We start from the raw sequence: 20,231 nt of genomic DNA on the forward strand, positions 1-20,231 counted from the left end.
GATCGCGCCAGCCCAGAAAAATGAGACCAAAAGGCCCTGAAAACAAAAAGCCCCCGGCTTTTCAGCTCGGGGGCTCTTCGTAGAATGTGGCGGTGAAGAAGGGATTTGAACCCTTGATACGATTTCTCGTATACACACTTTCCAGGCGTGCTCCTTCGACCACTCGGACACTTCACCGTTTCTCTTCAAGCCTTGCAGCCTGTCGAGGTGCGCTAATTTAGTGAAAGACATTCCCTTTGGCAAGCATTTTTTTCAATTTTTTCATGCATTTGCATTTGAGCCCCGGCGTACGCTGACCGACCGGTCAGCCTTACTGCTTTACCTCGCCCCCGGCGCTGGGTAACGTCGTCGCCACGCCAACAAAAGGACTCTGCCATGAGCGAGCTGATTACCTACCACGCCGAAGACGGCATCGTTACCCTGACCCTGAACAACGGCAAGGTCAACGCCATCTCGCCAGACGTCATCGCTGCCTTCAACGCCGCGCTCGACCGCGCCACCGAAGAGCGCGCAGTGGTGATCATCACCGGGCAGCCAGGCATCTTGTCAGGCGGCTACGACCTCAAGGTGATGACCAGCGGCCCCAAGGAGGCGATCAGCCTGGTCACCGCCGGCTCCACCCTCGCCCGCCGCCTGCTGTCGCACCCGTTCCCGGTGGTGGTCGCCTGCCCGGGCAACGCCGTGGCCAAGGGTGCCTTCCTGCTGCTGTCTGGCGACTACCGCATTGGCGTCGAAGGGCCATACAAGGTGTGCCTGAACGAAGTGCAGATCGGCATGACCATGCACCATGCCGGCATCGAGCTGGCCCGCGACCGCCTGCGCCGCTCGGCCTTCCACCGCTCGGTGATCAATGCCGAGGTGTTTGACCCGCAGGGTGCGGTGGATGCCGGCTTCCTCGACAAGGTGGTGCCGGCCGAGCAGTTGCAGGATGCGGCACTGGCGGCGGCGCGAGAGCTGAAGAAGCTGAACATGCTGGCGCACAAGAACACCAAGCTGAAGGTGCGCAAAGGGTTGCTGGAAGCGCTGGACAAGGCGATCGAGCTGGACCAGCAGCATATGGGCTAGCCGGACCGGCCTCTTCGCGGGTAAACCCGCTCCCTCAGAAGTCTCGCTTCACCTGTGGGAGCGGGTTTACCCGCGAAGAGGCCGGAACAGGCTTACACCAGGGTTTGCCCCGACCAGTGCACATCCGTACACTGCCCGGCGACTGTCTGGTGTGAGTCGTACCATGCTTTATTCACTGCGCATGTTCCTGCTGGCGCTGCATTTCCTTGTGGTTGGTGCCCTGGGCCTGGTCATTGGCCTGTGCCGCCCCTTCAACCCCGACAACAGCCGCGTGTTCGCCCGCCTCTACAGCTTGCCGGCCACCTGGCTGATGCGAATCAGGGTCAAGGCCGAAGTCGGCCCGCTGTGGGACCAGCCGCCCGGCTGCGTGATCGTCGCCAACCACCAGTCCAACTTCGACCTGTTCGTGCTGGGCCAGGTGGTACCGCAACGCACCGTGGCCATCGGCAAGAAGAGCCTGGGCTGGATCCCGCTGTTCGGCCAGTTGTTCTGGCTGGGCGGCAATGTACTGGTCGACCGCAAGAACGCCTACCAGGCACGCAAGGCCATGCAGAAGACCACCCGGGTACTGCAGGACGACACCTCGATCTGGATTTTCCCCGAAGGCACACGCAATGCCGGCGAGCATCTGATGGCATTCAAGAAAGGCGCCTTTCACATGGCCATCGAGGCTGGCGTGCCAATCGTGCCGGTGTGCGTCAGCCGCTATGCAGGGCGCCTGAGCCTGAACAGCTGGCGCCAGCGCACGGTAATCGTGCGCTCGCTGCCACCGATCGCAACGGCGGGCATGACCCTGCAGGACCTGCCGGCGCTGATCGAACAGTGCCGGGGGCAGATGCAGCAATGCATCGACCGCATGGAAGGGGAACTGGCCAAGCACTAGGTTGCTCTTGAGCCCACTACGGCCCAAGCTGTAACCCGTGTCCAACCGGAATAAGCGAACAACCATGGGTCGAGTCGTGGCATCGGCGGTTTACAGCGCCGGCAGAAAGGTCACCAACATCAGCATCGATGAAGGCAGCGAATGGGCGCGCAAGCCGGGGCACTTCGTGTGGATCGGCCTGGAAGAGCCCAACGCCGAGGAACTGGCCAACCTGCAGTGCCAGTTCAACCTGCACGAACTGGCCATCGAAGATGCCCTGGAGAAGCACAGCCGGCCCAAGCTGGAAACCTTCGGCGACGCCCTGTTCATCGTCACCTACTCGCCGGTGCGCCACGAAGGCAAGCTGGAGTTCATCGAAACCCACATCTTCGCCGGCAACGGCTACATCATCACCTGCCGCAACGGCCACTCCAAGTCCTACGCCCTGGTGCGCCAGCGCTGCGAGGCGCGGCCGTTGCTGCTGGAGCACGGCGAAGACTTCGTGTTGTACGCCCTGCTCGACTTTGTCACCGAGAACTACCAGCCGGTCAGCGAGGCCATTCATGGCGAGATCGAAGAGCTGGAGCAAAGCGTGCTTGGCGGCTCGCTGCAGGAAGACGATATCCGCCGCCTGCACAGCTTGCGCCGCGACATCCTGCGCCTGCGGCGCTACGTGGCGCCGATGGTCGAGGTGAGCGAGGAACTGCAGCGCCTGAGCTTCCCGTTCATCGACAAGAACATGCGCCCGTACTTCCGTGATGTGCAGATCCACGTGACGCGGCAGATGGAAGACCTGGCCGGCATCCGTGACATCGCCAGCCAGACCATCGAGATCGGCATGCTGCTGGAGTCGTCACGGCAGAGCATCGTGCAGCGCAAGTTCGCGGCCTGGGCAGCGATCCTGGCGTTCCCCACGGCAATTGCCGGGATTTACGGGATGAACTTCCAGAACATGCCGGAGCTGGGGTGGCACTATGGGTATTTCGGGGTGCTGGGGTTGATTGCGATGGGGTGTTCGGGGTTGTATGCCAGCTTCAAGAAGTCTGGCTGGCTTTGAGATTGCCGGGGCCGCTCTGCGGCCCCGCGCTCTCACGCCGCGTCGTGCTTGCTCACCGGCTGCTGGATAAACCGCAACATCCACTCCCCCACCAGGTCGCCCTGGTGCTCGGTGGCCAGGCTGGCCACGGCCTTGTGGTACACCTCATCACCCAGATGCTCCTGGCGCGCATCGAGCAACGCGCGGGAGTAGTCATGCACGAACTCCGGGTGCCCCTGGAAGCACAGCACCTGGTCACGAATGTGGTACGCCGCGTTCGGGCAGAAATCGCTGGAGGCAATCACCGTGGCGCCTTCCGGCAGCTCGGTCACCTGGTCCTGGTGACTGATCAGCAAGGTCAGCTCCGAAACCTCCGGGTCCATCCACGGCGCATGGGCCGCCAGCGAATAGCGGTGGATACCCACGCCCCAACCCTGCTCGGCACGTTCGGCCTTGCCACCCAGGGTCAACGCCAGCAACTGATGACCGAAACATACCCCCAGCAGCTTCTCGCCACGCTCGTATAGCTTCAGCAGATAGGCCTTGAGGGTCTGGATCCATGGGTCGGTACCGAACGAATCGGCCTTGCTGCCCGTCACCAGGTAGGCATCGAACACTTCGTCGTCGGCGGGGTAATCGCCGTTCATCACGTTGTACACACGAAATTCGGCGGCGATCGGCTGACGCGAGAAGAGCTGCTCGAACATCCTGCCGTAGCCCTGGTACTGCGCCGTCAACTCCGGTCGCAGGACATCGGTTTCAAGGATGCAGATGCGTAACGACATAGGGATAGTCCTGAACGACATGGGTGGGAATCTGCTGTAGAGACTGACGCGAAAGGCACGTACAAGCAAGTAGGCCGCACTGACGAACGGTCACATTTCGTCGGTGCCCTGCTGGCACTTGCGCCACCGTCTAGCGAGAGCATGCCAGCCAGCTGGCACTTGGCCTCATAGCCAAACGAAATCAACGGACCACAGCATTAGAAGAAAGGGTTCTCAAACATGGATGACGCACACCCTACTGTTGGTTGTATATCCACTTTCAAGAGGCAAGCAGTTCAGGCGTCACGCAACGCCACTGCGATCGACCCGAAGCGCGACAGGGAAGCCAACGGGTATTCAGGAATAACAACAAGAAGGCGGTCCGCCATGTTCAGACAATCGAAAATTCGCCAAGCTGGGCTCATTCTCTTCGCCACGACTTTGCTGCTGATCCTGCCGAACCTGACACGTTTGTTCGGCTGACTGCCGCTGTGGCGCCAACAGGCAACGCACAGGTAACCTGCTGGCCTTGATGGTCGGAGATTACCCATGCGCCACTGCCTTGCACTGTTAGTGTTGCTCCTGAGCCTGCCGCTGTCGGCGGCGCAACTGCACCTTGAACTGGGCGCCACGACGCGCCAGTGGAGCAGTGCCGAACTGCTCGACCACCCGCAGGCCCGGGACATCAGCATCGACCAGGACGTTTCCTACAAGCGGCCCATGCACTATCGGGCGGTGCCGTTGGCCGTGCTGCTGGAAGGCGTGAGCGCCAGCGACCACCTGCAGGCGGTGGCGCTGGACGGTTTTGCCGCCGAAATGCCCGCCGCGCCACTGTTGCAGCACGGGCCGGCACAGGCCTGGCTGGCGGTGGAGGACCCGGGCAGACCATGGCCGGCACTGGGCCAGGGCAAACCGAGTGCAGGGCCGTTCTACCTGGTGTGGACTGCGCCGCAGGCCAGCGGCATCCGCCCGGAGCAGTGGCCGTTCCAGATTTCCACGATTCGCAAGCTGGCTTCAGTCGAAGCGCGTTTTCCGGCACTGCTACCCGACCCGAAACTGCCGGCCGACAGCGCGGTGCGCCGGGGTTTTGCCCTGTTCCAGCAGAACTGCCTGGCGTGCCACCGGTTGAACGGCGCGGGGGATGCGCAGCTGGGGCCGGACTTGAATGTGCCGCATAGCCCGACCGAGTACTTCCAGCCTGAATATCTACGCCAGCTGATTCGTGACCCGCAGAGCCTGCGGCAGTGGCCGCAGGCGAAGATGCCAGGGTTTGCAGAGAGTGTTTTGAGTGAACCGGAGCTGGATGAATTGCTGGCTTATCTGAGACATATGGCTGGGCGTAGGCCTTGAGGGCTGTGCTTGCTTCTTCGCGGGCTTGCCCGCGAAGAAGGCAACACAAGACTCTCAGGCTATGGGCCGCTCCTGCTTGACCCCCCACCCTTCCACCTCACCACCATAAGGTGTCACCAGCTGCTCGAAGGTCTCTTCGAAGTCACCAATCCCGCCATGGGTGGCATACATGACCTTGCTCAGCTCCAGATGCCAGGCACCGTCGCCCAGTTCCTTCACCTGGGCATTCAGCGATTCACCGCGAAACTGCCCGGCCGCGCGGCGGGCCCCTGCTTCGTCGGGGAATATGGCGTAGAACTCGATGGGGTGGATCTGGGTGAAGTCGAAACCGCCTGCTTTCATCTGGCGCAGGACGTTGCTGCTGATATCGTCGTTCTGGCTGCTCATGAAACGTCCTCCTGAATAATGCGATGGATAGACTTTCCGTGCACTACGCACCTGCCGGCAGCGGCCGGGCAGTTCGAGCTGATGCAAGACGCGAAGGGATGCAGTGCCAACCCGCAGAATAGGCTGGTACCTTCATGCAGCGTAGTGCCTGCCAGGGCGCCACGCAAACGTGTGGTTCAGGGTGTTTCGTGGATGCTGGTGATGGTCACGCCGCTCTGTTCCTTGAGCCAGCGAGCGGTGGGGGAAACGGCGCGGTCCTGAAAGTCGTTGAGGTCCAGCTCGTCCATCACCGGGAACAGGTGCGAACGGATGGCCCGCGCGGCATCCTCCTCGCTGGGGCACTGGTCGCCACGCAGCGTCAAGGTGGTGAGCACGCCTTTCTGGTCGGCAAAGATGACTTCCCACTCTTTCATTGAACGAACCCTCTCAGTCAACGAACACCGGGTGTGTGATGCCTGAAACAAGTGACCTTGGGGTAGGGAGAATGTTCAGTCTGGGGATTTGTGTCGGGCCCATTCGCGGGCACGCCCGCTCCCACAGGGTCACCACAAGGTTCGAAACCTGTGCTGTACCTGTGGGAGCGGGCGTGCCCGCGAATGGGCCGTGAAACGGCCCCGATTTACTTTGGAGTGCCGTGCACAACACCGGCCGTGTTATCCAGCAGGCTCTTGGTCGCCGTCTGGATATACGCTTCCAGCTTCTTCAGCATCTCCGGCTGGTCCGGGCTTTCGATCAGCTCGGCCTTGAACTCGCTGCCCAGCTGGTAGCGGTACATGCGCGGGGTCATGTCCTTGGACTCGATCAGGATGCGGTCGCCCTGTACCAGGCCAACGATCTGCTCGCTGCCCGATGGCTTGATCATGCCCACGCCCTGGTCGCCCTCAGGCAGGTTGAGCAGGTCGCGGCCCCAGCACTGGTGACGGGCCTGGCCACCCAGGCGGCCCATGATGGTCGGCACGATGTCGACCTGGGTACCCACGGTGTGGTTGACCGCACCGAACTTCTCCTGGATGCCAGGGCCAATCAGCAGCAGCGGCACGTTGAAGCGGCCCAGGTCCAGCTCGGTGACCTGCTGGTGGTTGCCAAAGCCATGGTCGCCAACGATGACGAACAGGGTTTCCTTGAAGTACGGCTCCTTGCGCGCCTTCTCGAAGAATTGCCCCAGCGCCCAGTCCGAGTAGCGCATGGCAGTCAGGTGCTCGTCCAGGCGGCCCTGGCCGGTTACCGGTTCTACCGGCAGGTCCTTGGGCAGCGCGTACGGGGTGTGGTTGGACAGGGTCTGCAGCAGCGCGTAGATCGGCTTCTTGCCGTCGTGCTTGGCCAGCTCTTCGGCGCCACGGTCGAACATGTCCTGGTCGGACACGCCCCAGGTCGGGTCGGAGAACACCGGGTTGACGAAGTCGTTACGGCCAATGAAGGTGGTCATGCCCTGGTTGCCGAAGAACCCGGACTGGTTGTCCCAGGCAAAGTCGCCGTTATAGACGTACACGTCGTCGTAGTCGCGGGCGCTGAGCAAGGCCGGCAGGCCGGACAGCTTGTGGCCGCCTTCCGGGGTCTGCATCAGGTATTCGAAGCCTGGCAGGTTGGGGAAGCAGGCCATGGTGGCGAACATGCCCTGGTGGGTATGGGTGCCGTTGGAGAAGAAGCGGTCGAACAGCAGGCCCTCTTTGGCCAGCTTGTCGAAGTACGGGGTGATGTTGTTGGGGCTGCCCAGCGCGCCCACCGAGTGGCCGGCGAAGCTTTCCATCAGGATCACCACCACGTTCTTGATCGGCAGGGTGCGCTCGGCCGGCGGCACGAAGTCGCGGCGGATGGCAGCCTCGTCGGCATCGACCAGGGTGTCGTTGGCGGTCAGCAGCTGCTCGCGCACGCTCTGCGTCGCCACGTCCTGCTCCAGCACCGGCTTCCAGATGTTGGCGCGGTCCTCGCCGAAGCGGCTCTTGGCGGCATCGATCAGGGTCAGGGTGCCGTTCAGGCCCAGCTGGTTGACGAAGTTGGAATCGGTGGTGAAGGCATCACCCCAACGCATCGGCGGGCCCTGGCGCAGGGTGCCACGGGCGGCGACCACGGCCACCAGCAGGATCACCATGAACACCGCCAGGCGGTTGTACCACGGCGCCGCGCGGTGCTGCAGGGTGACCTCGCCGGGGCGATTGCCACGGGTCATGCGGTCGATGCCCTTGAACAGCAGGCTCAGCAGCCAGGTACCGAACAGCCAGGCCAGCAGGTAGCGCACCACCGGGAAGCCGTACCAGAGCATGCTCAGTACGGTTTTCGGGTCTTCCTTGATGTACTGGAACACCAGACCGTTGAGGCGCTGGTGGAACTCGCGATAGAAGTCCATTTCCATCAGGCCGAGGAACATCACCACGCTCGAGGTGATGGTCAGCCAGAAACGGAACAGGCCACGCCGGGCCATGGCCCAGGGACTGAGGATGGCCAGCAGCAGCGGAATACTGATGTACACCACCACCCGCAGGTCGAAGCGCAAGCCGTTGAGAAAGCCTTCGGCGACTGTCGCGCTGGGGGTATCGCCGACCATGTCGCTGTTGTAGACCAGCAGCGCCAGGCGCACGAGGCTGAGCATCAGCATGATCACCAGGCCGCTGAGCAGCGTGTAGGCCAGGTGGGATTTCAGGGTGGGCGAGAACGACGCTCGCGCGCCCCGTTGCTTCAAGGCGTCCGGGTTAGCCATGAATGGGAAGGTCCTAGGATTGCGGGTTTGCGGAGATGGCGCAGGTGTATACCAACGCAGCATTGTGCGGGTGCGGATTCTGTTTAAACCAATGTGAAAATTTTGTCACGGGGGTATTGCCGGTTTTGTCTGTTACGGCCTCTTCGCGGGCACGCCTGCGAAGAGGCCGTAACAGACATTCAGATCCGCACATTCCCCCGCGGCCCGGCAATCGCCCAGATCACCAGGCCCACCACCGGCAGCAAGGCGATCAGCAAGATCCACAACACCTTGATGCCCACTTCGCTGCCGCTCTTGATCACATTGAGGATGGCCCAGATATCCAGCGCCAGGATGATCAGCCCGACCAGGCTGTTGAACGTCGAACCCATGCCTAAACTCCTGTCCAGAGGCTTTGCCACAGCATAGCCAGCTATCAAGGCAATAGAAGGGAATCCTTGGCGATTGGCGCAGGTCCCTGAGTAGACTGCCGGTATCCACAGATTCGAGGTTCACATGCCCCCCGCCCACACCCAAAGCGCCACCCCACCCTCGCTGCTGAACGCCTGGCGCCAACAGGCCATGAACACCCCCTGGCTCAGCGCCGGTCTGGGGTTGAGCCTGCTGGCGGTGGTGCTGCTGCTGGCCGCCAGCCTGTGGAACGCGGTGAACGGCGACCATGCCGACAACCTGCACCTGGCCATGCTGGGCGGGTTGTCCGGCTTTGGCGCCACGGCGCTGGGCGCGGTGCTGGCGGTGGTACTGCGCGATGTGCGAGCGCGCACCCAGGACGTGATGCTGGGTTTTGCCGCCGGCATGATGCTGGCGGCCAGTTCGTTCTCGCTTATACTGCCGGGCCTGGATGCCGCCCGCGAAATTACCGGCAACGGCCCGGCCGCGGCCTTTACCGTGGTGCTGGGCATGGGCCTGGGTGTGTTGCTGATGCTGGGCCTGGACCGCTTCACCCCGCATGAACACGAGAGCACCGGCCCGTGCGGCCCAGAGGCCGAGCGCATCAGCCGGGTGTGGTTGTTCGTGCTGGCGATTACCCTGCACAACCTGCCTGAGGGCATGGCCATTGGCGTGAGCTTTGCCAATGGCGACATGAACATCGGCCTGCCGCTGACCAGCGCCATCGCCATCCAGGACATCCCTGAGGGGCTGGCTGTGGCGCTGGCCTTGCGCGCAACCGGGTTGTCGAGCCTGAAGGCCGCGCTGGTGGCGATCGGGTCGGGGCTGATGGAGCCGCTGGGCGCGGTGATCGGCCTGGGGATTTCGACCGGTTTTGCCTTGGCCTACCCGGTGAGCATGGGGCTGGCGGCGGGGGCGATGATCTTTGTGGTGAGCCACGAAGTGATTCCCGAAACCCACCGCAATGGCCACCAGACGGCCGCGACCCTGGGGTTGATGGGTGGGTTTGCGGTGATGATGTTCCTCGATACCGCGCTGGGCTGATGCTTGAAGCTGCCTGTGCAGGCCTCTTCGCGGGTAAACCCGCTCCCACAGGGATATCACTGGGCCTGAAGGGAGTGATATCCCTGTGGGAGCGGGTTTACCCGCGAAGAAGCAAACGCTGAAATCAGATGTGTACGGCGACCTTCAGGGCCTCCAGGGCCGGCTCGACCCTGATCCCCAACTCTGCCCCCAGCTCCAGCACACGCGCCAGGTCGTTCTGCCCCACCATCACCATCTGCAGCTCGTCATCCAGCAACTGGCTGAAGTTGAGCAGCACATAACCACCAGCCTCTTTATTCAGTGCGCCCATCTGCACCTGGATGCGATTGAGCGCGGTCAGCGGCTCGGTGCGGGCCAGCTGCTTGGGCTTGAGGGTGAACGGCACACTCTGGTCGAACGAATCGCTGATCTGCTGGAACAGGTCCTGGTAGCTGTCGGCCTGGAACACCACGGTGTCCGGCAGGCTGCCCAGCACCACCCATTCGCCCAGCGGGATGGGGAAGCTGTCGTCGTAGTTGATGTCGGGGTTGGCAGCCAGGAAAGCGGCGGGGTCGGCGTAGGCCTGGGCGGCCTCGTCGGCGATGCGCTCGATGTCTTCCTCGCGCATGCAGCCGGCGCCAATGAGGCTGATGAATTCGAGCAACTGAGTTTTCATGAAAGGGGGCCTGCGACGGGTGAAAAGTCGCCAAGGATAGCCGCAAATGCCCCCTTGCGGTTAGCCGGCCAGCGCTTGCAGGCGTGCCGCGGTGTCCACGGCCCCCATGGTTTGCGCCGCCATCAGTGCGGTGGCACCGCGGGCATCCTGGCGAGCCGGGTCGGCGCCCTGGGCCAGCAGGTAGTCGAGGATTTCGCTACGGTTGAACATGGCCGCCAGCATCAGTGCGGTGCGGCCATCCTGCGCGGCGGCGTCCACTGGCACGCCGTGCTCCAGCAACAGGCGGATCATGGCCAGGTCCCCCTTGAACGCGGCACCGGCGATAGGCAACTGACCGTTGTCGTTGGCAATCAGCGGGTCGGCGCCGTGCGCCAGCAGCACGCGCACCGCGTCGTGGTGGCCGTGGTAGCTGGCCAGCATCAGCAGGGTGTCACCCTTGTGGTTGCGCAGGTTGGCCGGCAGGCCGCTGGCAAGCAGGCGCCCAAGCATCTGGGCATCGCCTTGGCGGGCACGTTCGAACACTTGCTCGGCGAAGGCAGCGGTTTCATCGTCGGTCATGGCGACGGGCGTGGGTTGGCTGGACATTTGGAACCTCCTGGCAGAAATCGTTGCCCAAGTCTTTGTCAGGCAAGGCTGCCGGGTCAAAGGTTCAGATTCTATCGGACCGATAGCTGGACGCGGGTCATGCAATATGCACTGTGCAAAATGCACGACCGTGCAGGTTGCACGACAGCGTTCCGGGAAGATTGACGTAACCGACTGAATTTAAAGATTTTTTCCAGAAAAAACATACTGGCACGGTCACTGCAACCATCAACTCATGTCTGCCACGCAACAGCCAGGAGTTGATATGGACCTCATCCAGGAAAAGTTCGTTTCGGTATTTTCGGCCTACCAGGTAAATACCCAGGCCCGCCCCGACGGCGGTGTGCTACTGACCCTGCGCGCTGCTGATGGCAAGGTTACCCGCCGGGTGCTGACCTATGCGCAACTGCACAGTGCCGAGCAGCTGTCCTGGGCGATCAGTGCGATTCGCCGGGATTTGGCCGAGCAGGCCAGTGAATTGCCGGTGATCTCGATGCTGCAGAGCCAGCAGCGGTTTGCCCTGCCGACTTATCGCTGAGTTTTGTGTTGGCTGATCTGGCCTCTTCGCGGGCTTGCCCGCGAAGAGGCCGGTAAAGCCATTACAGTTCGTCGATGCCCAGGAACGCCCGCGCCGTCACATCCCCGGTAAAACGCGGTTGCATACCCTGTTCGCTGCCATACAGCCGCAACGCCAGGCAAAACGGCGCATCGCCCAGCTCAACCCAGCGCCGGGTCCCCGCCGGCACCACGAGCTGGTCACCCTTCTCGCACAGCACCGAATACACCCACTCCCCCACCCGCAGGCCAACCTGCGCCCGCCCGCTGACCACGGCAAACACCTCGTCGGCGTCATGCACGTGCTCATCGCGCACGTCCACCTGCGCCGGGGCCTCTCCGTCACGGTTGAGCAACACGAAAGCCTTGCTGCCATGCGCCGTCATCAACTGGTCCAGGTGCCCGCGGCAGGCCTCCAGCACCTCGTCCTGGGCCGTGCCCGGGCGCACCCGCAGGCCATGCTCGGCATGGGTAAAGTGCACGCCCTGCTCGGCCAGGGTGGCGGCGATGTCGTCGTGATGGGTCAGCACCTTGTTCGGCAGTTCCGGGCTGGAGGGGTGGAAAACGCTGAGAATGCTCATCAGGGGCGGGTCCTGGTCGGTTGCGAACAAAGGGCAATGATAACGGCTGCAGCCAAGGCTGCGGCACTGGCCATACCAAAGGTGAAGGTGGGCCCCAGCAGTTTCCAGCTGTAGCCTGAATACAACGCCCCCAACGCACCGCCGGTGCCCGACAGCGCCGCATACAGCGCCTGGCCCTGGCCCTGCTGGCGGGCGCCGAAGCTGCCCTGGACAAAAGCGATGCTGGCGGCATGGAAGCAGCCGAAGGTGGCCGCGTGCAGCACCTGGGCGAACACCAGCACCGCCGGCTCGCCGGCCAGGTTACCCAGCAACAGCCAGCGCAGCGCCGCCAGCACGAAGCTGGCCAGCAGCACCCGCTGCACGGAAAAGCGCGCGAAGATGCGGCTCATGGCCATGAACACCAGTACTTCGGCCACCACCCCCAGTGCCCACAGCAAGCCGATGGCACCACGGGCATAGCCCAGGTGTTCAAGGTGCAGGGTCAGGAAGGTGTAGTACGGCCCGTGGCTGAGCTGCATCAGCGCCACGCAGGCATAGAACGCGATCACCCCCGGCGCCCGCAGCTGCTGCAGGAAGCCGCCGGCGCCGCTGCGCTCGCCCTGCTCCACCGGCTGGGCATTGGGTACCCACAGGCTGGCGGCGACGATGCCGGCCATGATCGTGACCAGCGCCACCGGGTAGATATCCAGGCTCAGCCACTCGAACAGTCGGCCCAGGCCGACCACGGTGAGGATGAAACCGATCGAGCCCCACAGGCGCACCTGGCTGTAGCGCGCGGTTTGCCCGTGCAGGTGGGCCAGGGTGATGACCTCGAACTGCGGCAGCACCGCATGCCAGAAGAATGCATGCAGGGCCATGACCAGCGCCAGCCAGGCGTAGCTTTTGCCAAGGAAGATCAGGGCGAAAGTGGCCAGCGTCGACAACGCGCCCAGGCGCACGATCAGCAGGCGCTGGCCGGTGCGGTCACCCAGCCAGCCCCACAGGTTGGGGGCAATGCAACGCATGAGCATGGGGATGGCCACCAGCTCGCCGATGCGCGCCGGGGAGAAGCCCAGGTGGTCGAAGTACAGCGCCAGGAAGGGGGCGGTGGAACCAAGCAGGGCGAAGTAGAACAGGTAGAAGCTGGACAGGCGCCAGTAGGGGATTGGTTGCATGGGATGGCCTTGTGGGAACCTGTGGCGGCCTCTTCGCGGGTAAACCCGCTCCCACAGGTACCTCACTGCCCTCAGGCCCAGTGATATTCCTGTGGGAGCGGGTTTACCCGCGAAGAGGCCGCTACTGGCGAATCAGAGCTGGCCCAGCACCGGGGTATTCACTTTCACATCGGCATTCTGCGCACGATGGCGCAGCAGGTGGTCCATCAGCACGATGGCCATCATCGCCTCGGCGATCGGCGTGGCGCGGATGCCCACGCACGGGTCGTGGCGGCCTTTGGTGACGACGTCCACCGGGTTGCCGTCGATGTCGATGGAGCGGCCCGGGGTGGTGATGCTGGAGGTCGGCTTCAGCGCCAGGTGGGCAACGATCGGCTGGCCCGAAGAAATACCGCCGAGGATGCCGCCAGCGTTGTTGCTGAGGAAGCCTTCCGGGGTCAGCTCGTCACGGTGCTCGGTGCCGCGCTGGGCCACGCTGGCGAAGCCGGCGCCGATTTCCACGCCCTTGACCGCGTTGATGCTCATCAGCGCGTGGGCCAGTTCGGCGTCGAGGCGGTCGAAGATAGGCTCGCCCAGGCCCGGCATCACGCCTTCGGCGACCACGGTGATCTTGGCGCCCACCGAGTCCTGGTCACGGCGCAGCTGGTCCATGTAGGCCTCCAGCTCCGGCACCTTGCTCGGGTCAGGGCTGAAGAAAGCGTTCTGCTCCACCGACTCCCAGGTCTGGAACGGGATTTCGATCGGGCCCAGCTGGCTCATGTAGCCGCGCACGGTGATGCCCTGGGTGGCCAGGTACTTCTTGGCGATGGCACCGGCAGCTACGCGCATGGCGGTTTCGCGGGCCGAGCTACGGCCACCGCCGCGGTAGTCGCGGATGCCGTACTTGTGGTGGTAGGTGTAGTCGGCGTGGGCCGGGCGGAACAGGTCCTTGATCGCCGAGTAGTCCTTGGACTTCTGGTCGGTGTTGCGGATCAGCAGGCCGATCGAGCAGCCGGTGGTGCGGCCTTCGAACACACCGGAGAGGATTTCCACCTCATCGGCTTCCTGGCGCTGGGTGGTGTGACGGCTGGTGCCGGGCTTGCGCCGGTCGAGGTCGTGCTGCAGGTCGGCGAGGGAAATTTCCAGGCCTGGTGGGCATCCATCGACAATGGCGACCAACGCCGGGCCATGGCTCTCGCCAGCGGTGGTGACAGTGAACAGCTTGCCGTAGGTATTGCCGGACATGGACGCTCCGCGAGATCTGCCTGAAGTGAACGAAAGCGGCAGTATACAGATGGATTGATCGCCTGTGCTGGCCTCTTCGAACCTTCCCACGAACACTGGGTCAAACCGTTATCTCCCCATGTAGTACCGCATGATGTCGCGCCTCGTCGCCCTCTTCTTCCTGCTGTGCACCGGCCTGGCCCAGGCCGCCACCCCCACCGTGCTGCAACGCCCGATCGACCTCGACACCGGCCAGGGCGTGCTGCACGGCAGCCTGCTGCTGCCTGAACAGGCTACCCCGCCACCGGTGGTGCTGATCATCGCCGGCTCCGGCCCCACCGACCGTGACGGCAACAACCCGGCGTCAGGCCGGGTCGACAACCTCAAGCGCCTGGCCCTGCTGCTGGCCAACGAGCACATCGCCAGCGTGCGCTACGACAAGCGCGGGGTGGCCGCCAGCCAGCCGGCCACGCCCGACGAGCGTGACCTCAGCGTGGAGCGCTACGTGGCCGACGTGGTCGCCTGGAGCCACAAACTCAAGGCCGACCCGCGCTTTGGCCCACTGATCCTGATCGGCCACAGCGAGGGCGCGCTGATCGCCAGCCTGGCCGCCGAGCAGGCCGGCGCCAGCGCGGTGATCACCCTGGCCGGCAGCGGCCGGCCGCTGGCCGAAGTGCTGCGCGAACAACTGGCCCAACGCCTGCCACCGGCACAACTGGCCGGTGGCAGCGCCCTGCTCGACCGCCTGCAGGCCGGGCAGACCAGCCTGGAGGTGCCGGCGCCGCTGCGCCAGGTGTTCCGCCCCAGCGTGCAGCCCTACCTGATTTCGCTGTTCCAGCAGAACCCGGCGGCGGCCTTCGCCCGCCTGCCAATGCCCGCACTGATCGTGCAGGGGCGCAACGATGTGCAGGTGGGCGTGGTCGACGCCCAACGACTGAAAGCGGCCAAGCCGGATGCGCAGCTGGTGCTGATCGATGGCATGAACCACATGCTGCGCATCAGCCCCAAGGCGATGAGCCAGCAGCGCGACAGCTACCTCAACCCCGAACTGCCGCTGGCGCGGGAGCTGGGTGAACGGATTGTGACGTTCATCCAGCATTTGCCTTCAGCGTGAGGTAAACGGGCTCAGGTCTCGGACACGCCTGCCGATACAGCAGGCATTGCCGAGGACAAGCCCTGATGACAACCACCCCCGTCGCCGCAGAGCCGGCCGAAGAACCTCAGGAAAGCCCTGCCCTTCCCTGGGCCGAGCTGACCGCCGAACATTTCCAGTTGCTGCGCCTGGCCGCCCTGCCCACTGACCGCAGCACCGGCGCACGGCCGCTGCGCTTTGTGCAGTTCGGCTATGCCGAGCGCCACGACAAGGCTCACAGCCTGCTGCGCATGGAAATCAAACTGCCGGGCCAGAAGGTACACAAGGAACAGAACCGCCTGGACATCCGCGTCGACCATGCCGAACGCCTGGTACGCATCGGCGGTGAACATGGCCTGCAACTGGAGCCGCCGAACCGTGGCATCGGCCGCTTCCTGCTGGCCCAGGCTGCGCAGTGGCTGCAGCGCAAGTGGTCGCACTACCGGGTCGAGGGCATGGCGCTGCCGAGCAAGGATGCGCTGAACGAAGACTCACGTCTGCGCCGTGACCACTGCCTGCGCGGGGTGGGTATCGAGGTGGAGTACGAGGACAGCCAGCACCTGAAAGGCCGTACCGTGGAAATGACGGTGGGCCAGCTCAAGGGCGCGTGGAACAGCGAGCGCTTGCAGCGGGTGGAGATACTGGATGCTGCCAGCCTGCTGCAGCAGGCCGACCAGCAGTTGCAGGAGAAGGAAGGGCAACTGCGTGAGCGCGATGAGCGGGTGGCCAAGTACCAGCGTGAAGACAGCGGATTGCGTTTTACCATTACCTGCCTGGTGGCGTTTGCAGTGTTCCAGGCGGGGTTGCTGATCTGGATTGCCACGCGCTGACACCGCGTTGCCTGCTTCGCGGGTAAACCCGCTCCCACAGGGACCGCGTCGCACCTGAGGGCAACGCCATACCTGTAGGGTTTACCCGCGAAGAGGCCCTGGAATCAGACGCGGGCCTTGAACAGTTCCTGATGCTGGCGGCACTGCTCGGCGGTCAGCATGAACACCCCGTGCCCGCCGCGCTCGAACTCCAGCCAGGCAAAGTCCACCTCGGGGTACAGCGCCTCGACATGCACCTGGCTGTTACCCACCTCGACAATCAGCAAGCCCTTGTCGGTCAGGTGGTCCGCCGCTTCGGCCAGCATGCGCCGCACCAGGTCCAGGCCATCGTTGCCGCAGGCCAGGCCCAACTCGGGCTCGTGGTGGTACTCGGCCGGCATGTCGTCGAAGTCCTCGGCATCGACATACGGCGGGTTGGACAGGATCAGGTCGAAACGCTGCCCCGGCAATCCGCCAAAACCATCGCCTTGCACGGTGTACACGCGCCCGTCCAGGCCGTGGCGTTCAATGTTCTGGTTGGCCACTTCGAGCGCCTCGAACGACAGATCGGCCAGCACCACCTCGGCCTCGGGGAACACGTCGGCGGCAACGATGCCGATGCAGCCGGAACCGGTGCACAGGTCGAGAATGCGCGCCGGCTCGCTCGCCAGCCACGGTTCGAAGCGTTTCTCGATCAGTTCGCCAATCGGCGAACGTGGCACCAGCACGCGCTCGTCGACGATGAACGACATGCCGCAGAACCAGGCCTCGCCCAGCAGGTAGGCGGCCGGAACGCGCTCTTCGATACGGCGCTTGAGCAAGTGCTGCAGGCGTACCCGCTCGTCGTCCTCGAGCATGCAGTCCAGGTAGCTGTCGGCCACTTCCCACGGCAGGTGCACCGCACCCAGCACCAGCAGGCGGGCCTCGTCCCAGGCGTTGTCGGCACCGTGGCCGAAGAACAGGTCGTGCTCGTGGAAGCGGCTGACCGCCCAGCGGATGTAGTCGCGCAGCGTGCGCAGGCGGGATGTGATCACGGGGTACTCCTAATTCAGACCGGACAAAAGTCTAACAGTCCCACTCGCACATTTGTTCCTTTGCATTACCCAATGGCTAGCCACAAGCCAGTAACCATGCCGCTTACGTTGTCAACCATTCCCATTGGCGCCAAGGCAGGGGACAATAGGTATACAAAAGCCCTATCCAAGGAGCCCTTGATGTCCGTTCCAACCACGATGTTCCGCCTCACTGGCCGCGACTATCCGCCGGCCAAGCTGAGCCACGCCAGCCTGATCATCATCGATGCGCAAAAGGAGTACCTCAGCGGGCCCCTGGCGCTGTCGGGCATGGACGAGGCCGTGGCCAACATCGCCAGGTTGCTCGACGCCGCGCGCAAGAGCGGCCGTCCGATCATCCATGTTCGCCACCTGGGCACTGTCGGTGGCCGCTTCGACCCGCAAGGTCCGGCCGGCCAGTTCATTCCGGGGCTGGAGCCGCTGGAAGGCGAAATCGTCATCGAAAAACGCATGCCCAACGCATTCAAGAACACCAAGCTGCACGAGACCCTCCAGGAACTGGGCCACCTGGATCTGATCGTGTGCGGCTTCATGAGCCATTCCAGCGTCAGCACCACCGTGCGTCGTGCCAAGGACTATGGTTACCGCTGCACCCTGGTGGAAGACGCTTCGGCGACCCGCGACCTGGCATTCAAGGATGGGGTAATCCCGGCCGCGCAGATTCACCAGTGCGAAATGGCCGTGATGGCCGACAACTTCGCTTGCGTGGCCCCCACCGCCAGCCTGATCTGACCGGCTGGGTACAACCGCCCGGCAGCCGGGCGGAACCCGATGGGCGGCCCCAGGTCGAATTCCGGATATCCACAGAGGAGAGCGGAATGAAGCTCAAAGGCAGTTTCGACGCCAAGCGCCTTCGCCCGCGCGAACCGCGTAACTGGGGCGCCCGCTTGGCGGCCGGCCTGTCGGCCCTGCTGGCAACCCTGGGCGTGCTGCTGGCAATGGCCGGCGTCGCCGGCCTGCTGGGCAACTACCCTGCCCTGGCGGAACTCAATGCCAACAAACCGCTGGCCGGTATCCTCACCGGGGCCGGCTTGCTGCTGCTGTGGCTAGGCGTGCGCTTCTGGCGGCGCAGCCGCATTCGCCTGCGCCGTGGGCGCGAGCTGAACCTGTCGCCGCACCTGATGAAGAAACACGATTGAGGCGCTGCTTACGCGGTCCTTGTGGGAGCGGGTTTACCCGCGAAAGGGCCCGTACAGGCTGCACACCGCCCCACAGTCGCGTAAACTACGCCGCCCACGTGGAGGCATCATGCAAGACGACGATTTTTCCCTGTTCAAGGCCGAAGTGCGCGGTGTCAAACCGATCAGGCACGACCGCGCCGAAGTCGGCAAGCCCAAGGCCGACCGCCAGCAGCTGGCCGGCCTGCGCCAGGCGGCGACCGTGCGCAGTGACAAGGCGCTGGTGATCGACGGCATGTCCGACCAGTTCGTCATCGACGTTGGCGCCGAAGACGAGCTGCTGTGGCGCCGCGATGGCGTGCAGGAAGGCCAACTGCGCAAGCTGAAGCTGGGGCAGATCCCGTTCGAGGGCAGCCTCGACCTGCACGGCATGACCGTGGAAAAGGCCCGCGAAACCCTGTGGGACTTCATCGCCGAAGCCACCAGGCTGGAAGTGCGCTGCGTGCGGGTTACCCACGGCAAGGCCGCGCGCCTGGACGGCAAGCGTCCGATGATCAAGAGCCACGTCAACACCTGGCTGCGCCAGCACCCGCAGGTGCTCGGTTTTGCCTCGTGCAACGCCCGCCACGGCGGCACCGGCGCGGTCTATGTGATGCTCAAGCGAACCATGCTCGAAGGCCGCGACGAGTAACGCCGCGCTTGCAGCGCCGCCCTCACCGCCGTACCCTTCGTTTTTGCGATTTTTTCCCACAGGTAGATCCATGTCCCTGGAACAGAACTACACCGAGATCCTCAGCCAGATTGGCGAGGACGTCTCCCGTGAGGGCCTGCTCGACACGCCCAAGCGGGCTGCAAAGGCGATGAAGTACCTTTGCCGCGGTTATGAGCAAACACTGGAAGAAGTCACCAACAACGCGCTGTTCAGCTCTGACAACAGCGAAATGGTGCTGGTCCGGGACATCGAGCTGTATTCGATGTGCGAACACCACATGCTGCCGTTCATCGGCAAGGCGCACGTGGCCTACCTGCCCAAGGGCAAGGTACTGGGCCTGTCGAAGGTGGCGCGCATCGTCGACATGTACGCCCGCCGCCTGCAGATCCAGGAAAACCTCAGCCGCCAGGTTGCCGAGGCCGTGCAGCAGGTAACCGGTGCCGCCGGTGTGGCCGTGGTCATCGAAGCCAAGCACATGTGCATGATGATGCGCGGTGTCGAGAAGCAGAACTCGACCATGATCACCTCGGTGATGCTGGGTGAGTTCCGCGAAAACGCCGCCACCCGCAGCGAGTTCCTCAGCCTGATCAAGTGATTGGCTGCTGACCCCAAGCCGCCCCTCCCGGGTCGGCTTTTTCATTTCAGGAGTTGCCCATGATCGTCAAAGCCCTGCGGGTTGGCCTCGGCCAGCTCATCGTGTTCGGCGACTGGATCAGCCGCCCGGCCAAGCGCAAGCGCGACGCCGCCGCCCAGGCCCGCGTCGAGCAAGCGGCCAAGGGCCTGGCGCTGTACCAGTTCCACGCCTGCCCGTTCTGCGTCAAGACACGCCGCACCCTGCACCGTTTGAACGTGCCGGTGGCGCTGCGCGATGCCAAGAACGACCCAGTGCACCGCCAGGCCCTGCAGGAAGGTGGCGGCCGGGTGAAAGTGCCGTGTCTGCGCATTGAAGAAGCGGGCAAGGTGACCTGGATGTATGAGTCCAAGGCCATCATTGCCTACCTGGATGAGCGGTTCGCTTCGGCCTGACGGTTTGCGGGCAGCCTGTTCTGGCCCTTTCGCGG

General features: G+C 63.8%; 25 protein-coding genes and 1 tRNA gene. 14 read left to right on the plus strand and 12 right to left on the minus strand.

Going from position 1 to position 20,231, the window contains the following annotated elements:
• Positions 1 to 87: 87 nt before the first annotated feature.
• Positions 88 to 177: transfer RNA gene (locus M2S36_RS17390), tRNA-Ser, on the minus strand.
• A gap of 198 nt (positions 178 to 375) precedes the next feature.
• Here M2S36_RS17390 and M2S36_RS17395 point away from each other — a divergent pair.
• From M2S36_RS17395 to M2S36_RS17405, 3 genes are all read left to right on the plus strand, one after another.
• Positions 376 to 1,065, plus strand: coding sequence for a crotonase/enoyl-CoA hydratase family protein (locus tag M2S36_RS17395; protein WP_015269365.1), 690 nt, complete (start codon positions 376 to 378; stop codon positions 1,063 to 1,065).
• A 163-nt stretch (positions 1,066 to 1,228) separates the two neighbouring features.
• Positions 1,229 to 1,948 carry a lysophospholipid acyltransferase family protein gene (locus M2S36_RS17400; RefSeq protein WP_241106390.1) on the plus strand — a complete coding sequence of 240 codons (720 nt, stop codon included), beginning with the start codon at positions 1,229 to 1,231 and terminating at the stop codon, positions 1,946 to 1,948.
• A gap of 64 nt (positions 1,949 to 2,012) precedes the next feature.
• Complete coding sequence (locus M2S36_RS17405; RefSeq protein WP_207832295.1) at positions 2,013 to 2,984, plus strand: magnesium and cobalt transport protein CorA; 972 nt, start codon at positions 2,013 to 2,015, stop codon at positions 2,982 to 2,984.
• 32 nt (positions 2,985 to 3,016) lie between these two features.
• On the opposite strand, the gene M2S36_RS17410 is transcribed toward M2S36_RS17405, so the two are convergent.
• Positions 3,017 to 3,748: an amidotransferase gene (locus M2S36_RS17410; protein WP_063911677.1), complete on the minus strand. Its 732-nt coding sequence runs from the start codon at positions 3,746 to 3,748 to the stop codon at positions 3,017 to 3,019.
• A 219-nt stretch (positions 3,749 to 3,967) separates the two neighbouring features.
• Here M2S36_RS17410 and M2S36_RS17415 point away from each other — a divergent pair, with 219 nt between their 5' ends.
• Both M2S36_RS17415 and M2S36_RS17420 read left to right on the plus strand, forming a co-directional pair.
• The gene (locus tag M2S36_RS17415; RefSeq protein ID WP_128637193.1) at positions 3,968 to 4,210 is read left to right on the plus strand and encodes a hypothetical protein; all 243 of its coding nucleotides are present in this window, start codon (positions 3,968 to 3,970) and stop codon (positions 4,208 to 4,210) included.
• Positions 4,211 to 4,276: 66 nt separating this feature from the next.
• A complete protein-coding gene (locus M2S36_RS17420; RefSeq protein ID WP_333957508.1) occupies positions 4,277 to 5,077 on the plus strand; it encodes a c-type cytochrome in 801 nt (266 codons plus the stop codon).
• A gap of 54 nt (positions 5,078 to 5,131) precedes the next feature.
• On the opposite strand, the gene M2S36_RS17425 is transcribed toward M2S36_RS17420, so the two are convergent.
• From M2S36_RS17425 to M2S36_RS17440, 4 genes are all read right to left on the minus strand, one after another.
• The gene (locus tag M2S36_RS17425) at positions 5,132 to 5,464 is read right to left on the minus strand and encodes a ribonuclease E inhibitor RraB (RefSeq protein WP_063911675.1); all 333 of its coding nucleotides are present in this window, start codon (positions 5,462 to 5,464) and stop codon (positions 5,132 to 5,134) included.
• A 176-nt stretch (positions 5,465 to 5,640) separates the two neighbouring features.
• A complete protein-coding gene (locus M2S36_RS17430; protein WP_207832299.1) occupies positions 5,641 to 5,877 on the minus strand; it encodes a hypothetical protein in 237 nt (78 codons plus the stop codon).
• 206 nt (positions 5,878 to 6,083) lie between these two features.
• Complete coding sequence (locus M2S36_RS17435) at positions 6,084 to 8,159, minus strand: LTA synthase family protein (protein ID WP_207832301.1); 2,076 nt, start codon at positions 8,157 to 8,159, stop codon at positions 6,084 to 6,086.
• Between the two features lie 179 nt (positions 8,160 to 8,338).
• A complete protein-coding gene (locus M2S36_RS17440) occupies positions 8,339 to 8,530 on the minus strand; it encodes a PLDc N-terminal domain-containing protein (protein WP_012271091.1) in 192 nt (63 codons plus the stop codon).
• Positions 8,531 to 8,654: 124 nt separating this feature from the next.
• Here M2S36_RS17440 and M2S36_RS17445 point away from each other — a divergent pair, with 124 nt between their 5' ends.
• Positions 8,655 to 9,593 (plus strand): ZIP family metal transporter, encoded by a 939-nt coding sequence (locus tag M2S36_RS17445; protein WP_063911672.1) that lies wholly within the window; start codon positions 8,655 to 8,657, stop codon positions 9,591 to 9,593.
• A gap of 124 nt (positions 9,594 to 9,717) precedes the next feature.
• Here the strand turns inward: M2S36_RS17445 and M2S36_RS17450 are convergent, their stop codons facing one another.
• Together M2S36_RS17450 and M2S36_RS17455 are read right to left on the minus strand one after the other, a co-directional pair.
• On the minus strand, positions 9,718 to 10,248 hold the full coding sequence (locus M2S36_RS17450; protein ID WP_207832303.1) for a hypothetical protein: 531 nt from the start codon (positions 10,246 to 10,248) through the stop codon (positions 9,718 to 9,720).
• A gap of 60 nt (positions 10,249 to 10,308) precedes the next feature.
• The gene (locus M2S36_RS17455; RefSeq protein WP_333957509.1) at positions 10,309 to 10,833 is read right to left on the minus strand and encodes an ankyrin repeat domain-containing protein; all 525 of its coding nucleotides are present in this window, start codon (positions 10,831 to 10,833) and stop codon (positions 10,309 to 10,311) included.
• 265 nt (positions 10,834 to 11,098) lie between these two features.
• Here M2S36_RS17455 and M2S36_RS17460 point away from each other — a divergent pair, with 265 nt between their 5' ends.
• Entirely contained in the window at positions 11,099 to 11,371 is a 273-nt protein-coding gene (locus M2S36_RS17460; protein ID WP_013971511.1) for a DUF3509 domain-containing protein, read from the plus strand.
• A 61-nt stretch (positions 11,372 to 11,432) separates the two neighbouring features.
• On the opposite strand, the gene M2S36_RS17465 is transcribed toward M2S36_RS17460, so the two are convergent.
• The 3 genes from M2S36_RS17465 to aroC form a co-directional block, all read right to left on the minus strand.
• Positions 11,433 to 11,969, minus strand: coding sequence for an oxidase (locus tag M2S36_RS17465; protein WP_233687181.1), 537 nt, complete (start codon positions 11,967 to 11,969; stop codon positions 11,433 to 11,435).
• Positions 11,969 to 13,123, minus strand: a complete 1,155-nt coding sequence (locus M2S36_RS17470) for an MFS transporter (protein ID WP_063911668.1) — start codon at positions 13,121 to 13,123, stop codon at positions 11,969 to 11,971. The genes M2S36_RS17465 and M2S36_RS17470 overlap by 1 nt, the downstream gene beginning before the upstream one ends.
• A gap of 132 nt (positions 13,124 to 13,255) precedes the next feature.
• Entirely contained in the window at positions 13,256 to 14,347 is a 1,092-nt protein-coding gene (aroC, locus tag M2S36_RS17475; RefSeq protein WP_063911667.1) for a chorismate synthase, read from the minus strand.
• Positions 14,348 to 14,477: 130 nt separating this feature from the next.
• On the opposite strand from aroC, the gene M2S36_RS17480 reads away from it, so the two are divergent.
• Positions 14,478 to 15,440, plus strand: a complete 963-nt coding sequence (locus M2S36_RS17480; RefSeq protein ID WP_207832311.1) for an alpha/beta hydrolase — start codon at positions 14,478 to 14,480, stop codon at positions 15,438 to 15,440.
• A 65-nt stretch (positions 15,441 to 15,505) separates the two neighbouring features.
• Complete coding sequence (locus M2S36_RS17485) at positions 15,506 to 16,288, plus strand: hypothetical protein (RefSeq protein ID WP_207832313.1); 783 nt, start codon at positions 15,506 to 15,508, stop codon at positions 16,286 to 16,288.
• Between the two features lie 104 nt (positions 16,289 to 16,392).
• On the opposite strand, the gene prmB is transcribed toward M2S36_RS17485, so the two are convergent.
• Positions 16,393 to 17,301 (minus strand): 50S ribosomal protein L3 N(5)-glutamine methyltransferase, encoded by a 909-nt coding sequence (gene prmB, locus M2S36_RS17490; RefSeq protein WP_015269350.1) that lies wholly within the window; start codon positions 17,299 to 17,301, stop codon positions 16,393 to 16,395.
• 180 nt (positions 17,302 to 17,481) lie between these two features.
• Between prmB and M2S36_RS17495 the strand changes: the two genes are divergently transcribed.
• The 5 genes from M2S36_RS17495 to M2S36_RS17515 all read left to right on the plus strand — a co-directional run bounded on the left by M2S36_RS17495 (position 17,482) and on the right by M2S36_RS17515 (position 20,196).
• The gene (locus M2S36_RS17495) at positions 17,482 to 18,072 is read left to right on the plus strand and encodes a cysteine hydrolase family protein (protein WP_063911663.1); all 591 of its coding nucleotides are present in this window, start codon (positions 17,482 to 17,484) and stop codon (positions 18,070 to 18,072) included.
• 86 nt (positions 18,073 to 18,158) lie between these two features.
• Positions 18,159 to 18,479, plus strand: coding sequence for a hypothetical protein (locus M2S36_RS17500; RefSeq protein ID WP_207832317.1), 321 nt, complete (start codon positions 18,159 to 18,161; stop codon positions 18,477 to 18,479).
• Between the two features lie 109 nt (positions 18,480 to 18,588).
• The gene (locus tag M2S36_RS17505) at positions 18,589 to 19,149 is read left to right on the plus strand and encodes a Smr/MutS family protein (RefSeq protein WP_063911661.1); all 561 of its coding nucleotides are present in this window, start codon (positions 18,589 to 18,591) and stop codon (positions 19,147 to 19,149) included.
• Between the two features lie 70 nt (positions 19,150 to 19,219).
• Entirely contained in the window at positions 19,220 to 19,765 is a 546-nt protein-coding gene (folE, locus tag M2S36_RS17510; protein WP_013971502.1) for a GTP cyclohydrolase I FolE, read from the plus strand.
• A 59-nt stretch (positions 19,766 to 19,824) separates the two neighbouring features.
• A complete protein-coding gene (locus M2S36_RS17515; RefSeq protein WP_019473979.1) occupies positions 19,825 to 20,196 on the plus strand; it encodes a glutaredoxin family protein in 372 nt (123 codons plus the stop codon).
• The last annotated feature ends 35 nt before the right edge of the window (positions 20,197 to 20,231 follow it).

Source organism: Pseudomonas sp. SF2 (assembly GCF_036858055.1).
In the GTDB taxonomy this organism is placed as follows: domain Bacteria; phylum Pseudomonadota; class Gammaproteobacteria; order Pseudomonadales; family Pseudomonadaceae; genus Aquipseudomonas.